This is a genomic window from Roseofilum capinflatum BLCC-M114 (assembly GCF_030068505.1).
GTDB lineage: Bacteria > Cyanobacteriota > Cyanobacteriia > Cyanobacteriales > Desertifilaceae > Roseofilum > Roseofilum capinflatum.
The window spans coordinates 22,472-29,215 of the sequence record NZ_JAQOSO010000115.1 but is presented as its reverse complement, the minus strand read 5'-3'; the positions used below and the strand labels follow the sequence as shown (position 1 = coordinate 29,215).

Below are 6,744 nucleotides of genomic sequence, written 5' to 3'. Positions count from 1 at the left end.
CGCTCAGGGAACAGGTGAGGATATGGAAATCATTTTTAATTAAGAACTATGGTTAATCGATGGTGGGTTTATCAGCAGGAACGGTTTCCTATTGTCGCTAATGGGCTGTTAATTGGGGTGTTTAGTTTTTCGGCGGTGAGTTATTCGGCACTGCTGCGGGGAGGGGTTCCCAGTTTGGGTTCTAGTGTAGTGGCTTTTGCGATCGCCTTTTTGTTCTTCTTGCAGTTGCGAATTGCCGATGAGTTCAAGGACTATGAGGAGGATTGCCAATTTCGTTCCTATCGCCCGGTTCCTAGGGGTTTGGTGAGTTTGCGCGAATTGGGCAGGTTGGGCGCTTTCACGGCGATTATTCAAGGGCTGTTGGCACTTTATTTGGGGGGGTTCACCCTAGGGCTATTTCTGATCGCAGTTTGGCTCTATTTAGGATTGATGAGTCAGGAATTTTTTATCCGCCATTGGCTCAAGAACCATCCCGTAGTTTATCTCATCAGCCATATGATGATTATGCCCCTCATTTATGGCTTGGCAACCGCTTGTGATTGGCAAGTCACCACCGGGGTGATACCGAGGGGTTTAGGCTGGTTTTTAGCCGTCAGTTTTTTCAACGGTGTCATCATTGAAATTGGGCGCAAAATTCGATCGCCCCAAGATGAGGAAGTCGGTGTAGAAACCTACAGTTACTTGTGGGGACGCAAACGAGCCGTTTTCGTCTGGTTAGCCGTTTGTACCATTATGACGGTGATTAGTGCGATCGCCGCGAAATTAATTGGCTTTGGCTTACCCCTAGCTCTAGCAACTTGGGCTATGTTGGGCATTTCCGGAACACTTTCGGCTCAATTTTTACGCTCTCCAGTCCCCAAATCTGGTAAGCGCTTTGAACTTCTCTCCGCCATCTGGACACTCTTAGTTTATCTCGGTTTAGGCATTATTCCCTTACTAATTCGCGCTTAACCCATTACCAGTGCTTCTCGCTATATAGCAAACCTAAATGAGTTATGTAATGGCTGCCCCTCATCCCCCAGCCCCCTTCGGCTACGCTCAGGGCAAGCCTTCTCCCGCAGGCGCTGCCCTGAGCGAAGTCGAAGGGAGAAGGGGAGCAGAAGTCCCTCTCCCTTGGGAGAGGGATATAGGGAGAGGGCATTTCCAGTTGCACAACTCATTTAGACTAGCTATACAGGAGTTTGAATCATGCGATTGGGTTGCTGCTGTTCTCGGATAATATCAAGTCCGGTTTCCGCAAGCGGACATGAAAATTGGTTAAGAAGCGGGCAAGATGCCCGCACTCCTCGAATTCTTTGATATGACTGGAGTGGGAGCATCTTGCTCCCTGGATTTTTAATTAGGGTACTTAAGCGGACTTGATATAATTTTCTGTAAGCGTTCCACCGTGGATGGAGAAAAGAATTGTTCTCCAGTTTCTTCATCCACACGAGCAGGCACATTTTCCACTAAGATCAATTTACCCTCGATCTCTAGTCCATAAGTGACTGTTTTTTCTACGAGTTTGAGTTGGCGATCGTCCATTATTGTTCCCTCCTTATAAACTCTCTATCTGTCATTAATCCCTATTTTCCGATTCCCTATTTTCTCAAATCCTATGACTTACATTCTCACGGCTCAAAACAGCAAAAATCCTCAAGATCTAGGAGGTAAAGGTGCTGCCCTAGCCCAATTGCAAGCTCTCAATTTGCCCATCCCTGAGTGGTTTGTGGTGTCACCCAGTGCGTTTTATCAGAGCGTAACCGAGGGAGAGAGGTTAACAACAGACACTATTTCCCAGGTTATTGCAGTATTGCACTTAAATCATAAAGTAAAAGCAGAATTAACACAAGCCCTAAAACGCCTCTCTCCAAATGGGGAACCGGTAGCCGTGCGCTCGTCTGCGGTAGATGAAGATGGGGCGGACTATTCCTTTGCGGGACAATTGGAGAGCTTCCTGTTTGTGCCGGTGGAGGAGGTAGCCGATCGCGTAGTAGAAGTTTGGCGCTCTGGATTCGGCGATCGCCTCTTAGCCTACCGTCAGCAACACGATCTCGGCAACCCCAAACCCCCAGCCGTCCTCATTCAGCGCATGGTCAATGCCCAAGTTGCCGGAGTCGCCTTTGGAGCCGATCCTGTCACCGGTCAACGGGGGGTTACGGTGATTAGCGCCGTATCCGGAGTTGGGGATGCTTTGGTTTCCGGGGAAGTGGATGGGCAAACTTACCGCATTGATCGCCAAGGAAGGGTAATTTCTGCCCCCGAAGAGAACCCCTTATTAAACCTAGAAATTTTAGAGCAAATTACCCATCTGGTTCGTCAAGTGGGAGCGCATTTTAGTCGCCCCCAGGATATAGAATGGGCAATAGAAAATAACCAACTTTATTTACTGCAAGCCAGACCAATCACCGGATTAGCCAAACTCCCCGATCCCGATGGTCAACTCAATCTTTGGGATAATAGCAACATTTCCGAAAGCTATAGCGGAGTCACCACCCCTTTAACCTTTTCTTTTGCTCGTCGTGCCTATGAGGAAGTTTACAGGCAATTTTGCCTGTTAATGGCAGTAGATAAAACAGTGGTAGAAAATAATGACTCAACCTTTAATCGTATGATTGGCTTGATTCAAGGGCGCGTTTACTATAATCTCCTTAGTTGGTACAAGGTTTTGTCTCTGTTGCCTGGCTTCCAAGTCAATCGCCGATTTATGGAACAGATGATGGGAGTCAAAGAGCCGATCTCTGATGAAATTTTAGAGTCTATTGGCATTCAACCGAGTCAAAATCCGACGCTCTCGGTGAAAATTCTGGATAGCTTGCGCTTGTTGCAGACAGTTGTGGGTTTAGGCGTTAACTTTCTTGTCTTACCCGCTAAGATTAAGGATTTTTATGGGCGATTAACGCAAGTTTTTGGTCAGAAGTTCAAGGGATTAGAATTACAGGAGTTACGCGCCGATGAATTGGTGGCCCATTACCGGGATTTGGAGCGGCAGTTACTCCGCAGTTGGGACGCGCCCCTGGTGAATGATTTCTTTGCTATGATTTTCTATGGTCTTTTGCAAAAGTTGTGCCAATCTTGGGGTAAGGAAACCTCTGGAAGTTTGCAAAATGATTTGATTAGCGGTGAAGGGGGGATGATTAGCGCGGAACCGGCGATGCGAGTGAAAGAATTAGCCCGGTTAGTTGCCAAAGATGAGGAATTAATTCAAGTTTTCTGTGAGGGGGAATTAGGGCTGATTTTGTCTGAGTTAGAAAAGTGCCCAGAGGTGAGGCAAAAATATGAAGCGTATTTAGACAAATTTGGCGATCGCTGTTTGGGAGAGCTGAAACTCGAAAGTCCCACCCTATTCGATAATCCTCTATTGCTGCTGCGATCGGTGGGTCAACTGGCGAAATCCGGTCAAACCCTAGATTCCACCTCGGTTTCGGGGTACTTACGCCAAGCAGCAGAGGCGAAAGTTCGGGAAAAATTGGGCAATTTTGGCTTAAAACGCTGGCTGTTTGATTGGGTGCTGTATAATGCCAGGGAGCGAGTGCGCGATCGCGAAAATCTGCGCTTTGAACGAACCCGCTTATTTGGCCATGTGCGCCGCATTTTTGTGGAACTGGGTAAGCGGTTTGTGGCGCTCGATCTGCTCGATGATTATCGCGATATCTTTTATCTGGAAGTGACCGAAATTTTAGGCTTTGTAGAAGGAACGAATACTTGCACCAATTTGAAAGGTTTGGTACAATTAAGAAAGGCCGAATTTGCGGAATATGAGCAAAAAGGGGAGATTGGCGATCGCTTTGAAACCCGTGGCATCGTCTACCAAGGCAACTCCTTCCAGGAAAACCAGGCTTCTCTAGTGGACTCAGATAACCCAAACACCTTACAAGGCTTGGGCTGTTGTCCCGGCATCGTCGAAGCTCAGGTGCGGGTGATTACCAATCCAGAAAACGCCATCCTCGAACCCGGCAGCATTCTCGTAGCCGAACGCACCGATCCCGGTTGGATCATGCTCTTCCCGGCTGCATCTGGCGTATTAGTTGAACGGGGAAGTTTGCTCTCCCATTCGGCCATTGTTGCCAGAGAAATGGGTATTCCCGCCATCGTTTCCATTCCCGGAGTTACCCGTTCCTTAAAAGATGGAGATTGGGTAAAAATGGATGGCAGTACGGGAAGAGTTGAGCGAACAACGATCGCTTAACCAAAACTGCCTTAAGCAAGAGTCGTTTTTCCCTGGAGATAATCCTCAATTTGCTGGCGATGATCGTGGGACAGGTTACCGTGGGGTAAATCCGCCCACTCGTAAGGTTGAGCCGCTTGAATTTCCAGGGTATCTTGGATAGCGATCGCTCCTTCCACTTGAGCTTCCACCACAATACAAACCGAATGCACCCTCGGATCGCGATCGGGCGCAGAATACACCCCCACTAACCGCCCAATCTTCACCACCGTTAACCCCGTTTCTTCCGCCACTTCCCGCACCACCGTTTGGTTAATCGTTTCTCCCCAATCCACCAATCCTCCCGGTAATCCCCAGGAGCCATCATCCTTACGCTGAACTAAAACCACACGCCCATCGGCAAGAATGGGGATAATGCTCGTTCCCACCAACGGATGGCGGAAAATGAGTCCAAGAACAGTTTGAAAAATTTGCCACAGACGGCCCATAATATGAAATCCTTATAGGTAATAGGTAATGGGTAATAGGTAAAGCCAAAAGCGCTCTACCCAGTAATATCAAAGGATTGGACGGAGTGTGGGCATCTTGCCCGCTTCTCTTTTCCCATTATCATGTCCGCTTGCGGAAACCGGACATGATACAGCAGTTTTCGCTGTTATGTGGGACATCTTGATCCCCCTAAATCCCCCTTAAAAAGGGGGACTTTCCTATTCCCCCCTTTTTAAGGGGGGCAAGGGGGGATCTTTTCCTGCTGTCCACCGATACAGCGCGAAACGCTATATTACTCATTACTTCACAGCGCAAAGGCTGTATCATTATTTTCCACCTTCCTGCCGTGAAAGGTGGATAGGAATTTTAAGCACCAATTCAGTCCCTATCCCTGGTGTTGAATTACAAATCAGATCCCCTTGATGGGTTTCAGTCATAATTTGATGACTGATTGCCAGCCCCATTCCTGTCCCTCCTCCAACCGTTTTAGTTGTAAAAAAAGGATTGAAAATTTGGGGTTGAATCGATTCAGGAATTCCTTCCCCATTGTCAGCAATACTCACTTGTACTTCCTGTGCTTCCTCAGAGTAAGAGGTGGTCATTTCAATCTGTAAGGGCCGATCTCGATCCGGTCTCGCTTCCAGAGCATCAATAGCATTAACGAGAATATTCATAAACACTTGATTAAGCCTTCCAGGATAGCACTCGACCAGAGGCAAGTCGGCATAATTTTTGCTCACTTGAATTTCTGGACGATTCGGTTGCTCTCTGAGCCGATGCTGTAAAATCATCAAGGTACTATCAAGTCCTTGATGAATATTGACTTCTTTATACTCAGCTTCATCCATACGAGAAAAATTTCTCAGGGATAAAACAATTTCACGAATTCGCTGCGATCCCAGTTTCATCGACTCAATAATCTTCGGTAAATCTTCTTGCAAAAAATCGACCTCATGAGTTTCCACATAGTCTTGAATTTCAGTTACAGGATGGGGATAATGTTGATGATAAAGTTCAACAAATTTAACTAAAGTAGCGCTATACTCTTCCAGATGTTGCAGGTTACCATAAATAAAACTGACTGGATTGTTGATTTCATGAGCCACTCCAGCCACCAGTTGTCCTAAGCTTGACATTTTTTCAGCTTGGATCAAGCGAAATTGTTGTTTTTGTACCGTAGATAAAGCTTGCTCAAGGTCTGTATTTTTGTCATGTAACGCTTTCAGGAGTTCATTGACTTTTAAAATCAACTGATTGAGGGAATTGGCCAAGATTTCAATTTCATCATCACTGGTCACAGAACACTGGAGATCGAAATTAGAGTCTTCAATGATTTTCTCGGAAAATTCTGTGACTTTTTGTACGGGACGCGAAATAACTTTACTGGTGTAAAAGGCAAAAAACGATCCTAGGGAGACCGATAAAATCAAACTAACGAAAATAATTTGATTTCTTAAATCCCTTGCTTCAAGTAGCTTAAGTTCAAGTTCTCTTTCTTTTAATTCCAGTTCTCGATCGAAGTTTTGAAGAGCATTGGGGAATTCAATAAATTTGGCAAATTCTGGACTTTTTGCTAAGTTAACTACTAAATCTTGAGCTTGTAGATCGGTTGAGCGAACAGAAGGGAGTAAAGGAATTACTTGTTGAGAAAACTGATTAATTTCTTCTTCAAATTTTTCTACGTCTTGTTCATAGATTAAGAGTAAGTCACTAATTTCTGGTTTCACCCAATAACTCGCCGAGTCTGCTTGACGATAATTAACCAAAATCTCCTTGACTTTTTGGACTCGTTCCCTGAATTGATCGATGGCAACTTGAAATTCTTCTGGAGAATTCAGATAAGGAGCTAACTGTTGGGTGGGTCGATTATATAAAATATTAATTTGTAGCTGATTAATTAATTTTTGGGTCTCAGCTATGGCTTGATGTTGGTAAAAAGCCTTACTTTGAAAGTAGTTTCCTATACTCAGTCCACTAACGATTCCTGTCATAGAAAGCCCTAATGTAATGAGATATCCGCGAATGATTTTAGTCCTGATAGTCATAACAATTCCCCATTCCCTATCTTGACTCATTACTAAAAGCTTGCTGATTCGCGCTCCAAAGCG

The 6,744-nt window shown here is 45.6% G+C and carries 5 protein-coding genes; 2 read left to right on the top strand and 3 right to left on the bottom strand.

The window, feature by feature from the left end:
- The first annotated feature begins 48 nt into the window (after window positions 1–48).
- Window positions 49–951 (top strand): UbiA family prenyltransferase, encoded by a 903-nt coding sequence (locus tag PMG25_RS22590; RefSeq protein ID WP_283769161.1) that lies wholly within the window; start codon window positions 49–51, stop codon window positions 949–951.
- Between the two features lie 384 nt (window positions 952–1,335).
- Here PMG25_RS22590 and PMG25_RS22585 read toward each other — a convergent pair whose 3' ends face one another.
- The gene (locus PMG25_RS22585; protein ID WP_283756133.1) at window positions 1,336–1,524 is read right to left on the bottom strand and encodes a hypothetical protein; all 189 of its coding nucleotides are present in this window, start codon (window positions 1,522–1,524) and stop codon (window positions 1,336–1,338) included.
- A gap of 73 nt (window positions 1,525–1,597) precedes the next feature.
- Between PMG25_RS22585 and PMG25_RS22580 the strand changes: the two genes are divergently transcribed.
- Entirely contained in the window at window positions 1,598–4,168 is a 2,571-nt protein-coding gene (locus PMG25_RS22580) for a PEP/pyruvate-binding domain-containing protein (RefSeq protein ID WP_283769160.1), read from the top strand.
- A gap of 11 nt (window positions 4,169–4,179) precedes the next feature.
- On the opposite strand, the gene PMG25_RS22575 is transcribed toward PMG25_RS22580, so the two are convergent.
- Both PMG25_RS22575 and PMG25_RS22570 read right to left on the bottom strand, forming a co-directional pair.
- Window positions 4,180–4,635: an NUDIX domain-containing protein gene (locus tag PMG25_RS22575; protein WP_283769159.1), complete on the bottom strand. Its 456-nt coding sequence runs from the start codon at window positions 4,633–4,635 to the stop codon at window positions 4,180–4,182.
- Window positions 4,636–4,962: 327 nt separating this feature from the next.
- Entirely contained in the window at window positions 4,963–6,627 is a 1,665-nt protein-coding gene (locus PMG25_RS22570) for a sensor histidine kinase (protein ID WP_283769158.1), read from the bottom strand.
- Between the last annotated feature and the right edge of the window lie 117 nt (window positions 6,628–6,744).

Coding starts and splice junctions, on each gene's coding strand:
- PMG25_RS22590 (WP_283769161.1), top strand. CDS start 49: ATGGTTAATCGATGGTGGGTTTATCAGCAGGAACGGTTTCCTATTGTC.
- PMG25_RS22580 (WP_283769160.1), top strand. CDS start 1,598: ATGACTTACATTCTCACGGCTCAAAACAGCAAAAATCCTCAAGATCTA.
- PMG25_RS22575 (WP_283769159.1), bottom strand. CDS start 4,635: ATGGGCCGTCTGTGGCAAATTTTTCAAACTGTTCTTGGACTCATTTTC.
- PMG25_RS22585 (WP_283756133.1), bottom strand. CDS start 1,524: ATGGACGATCGCCAACTCAAACTCGTAGAAAAAACAGTCACTTATGGA.
- PMG25_RS22570 (WP_283769158.1), bottom strand. CDS start 6,627: ATGACAGGAATCGTTAGTGGACTGAGTATAGGAAACTACTTTCAAAGT.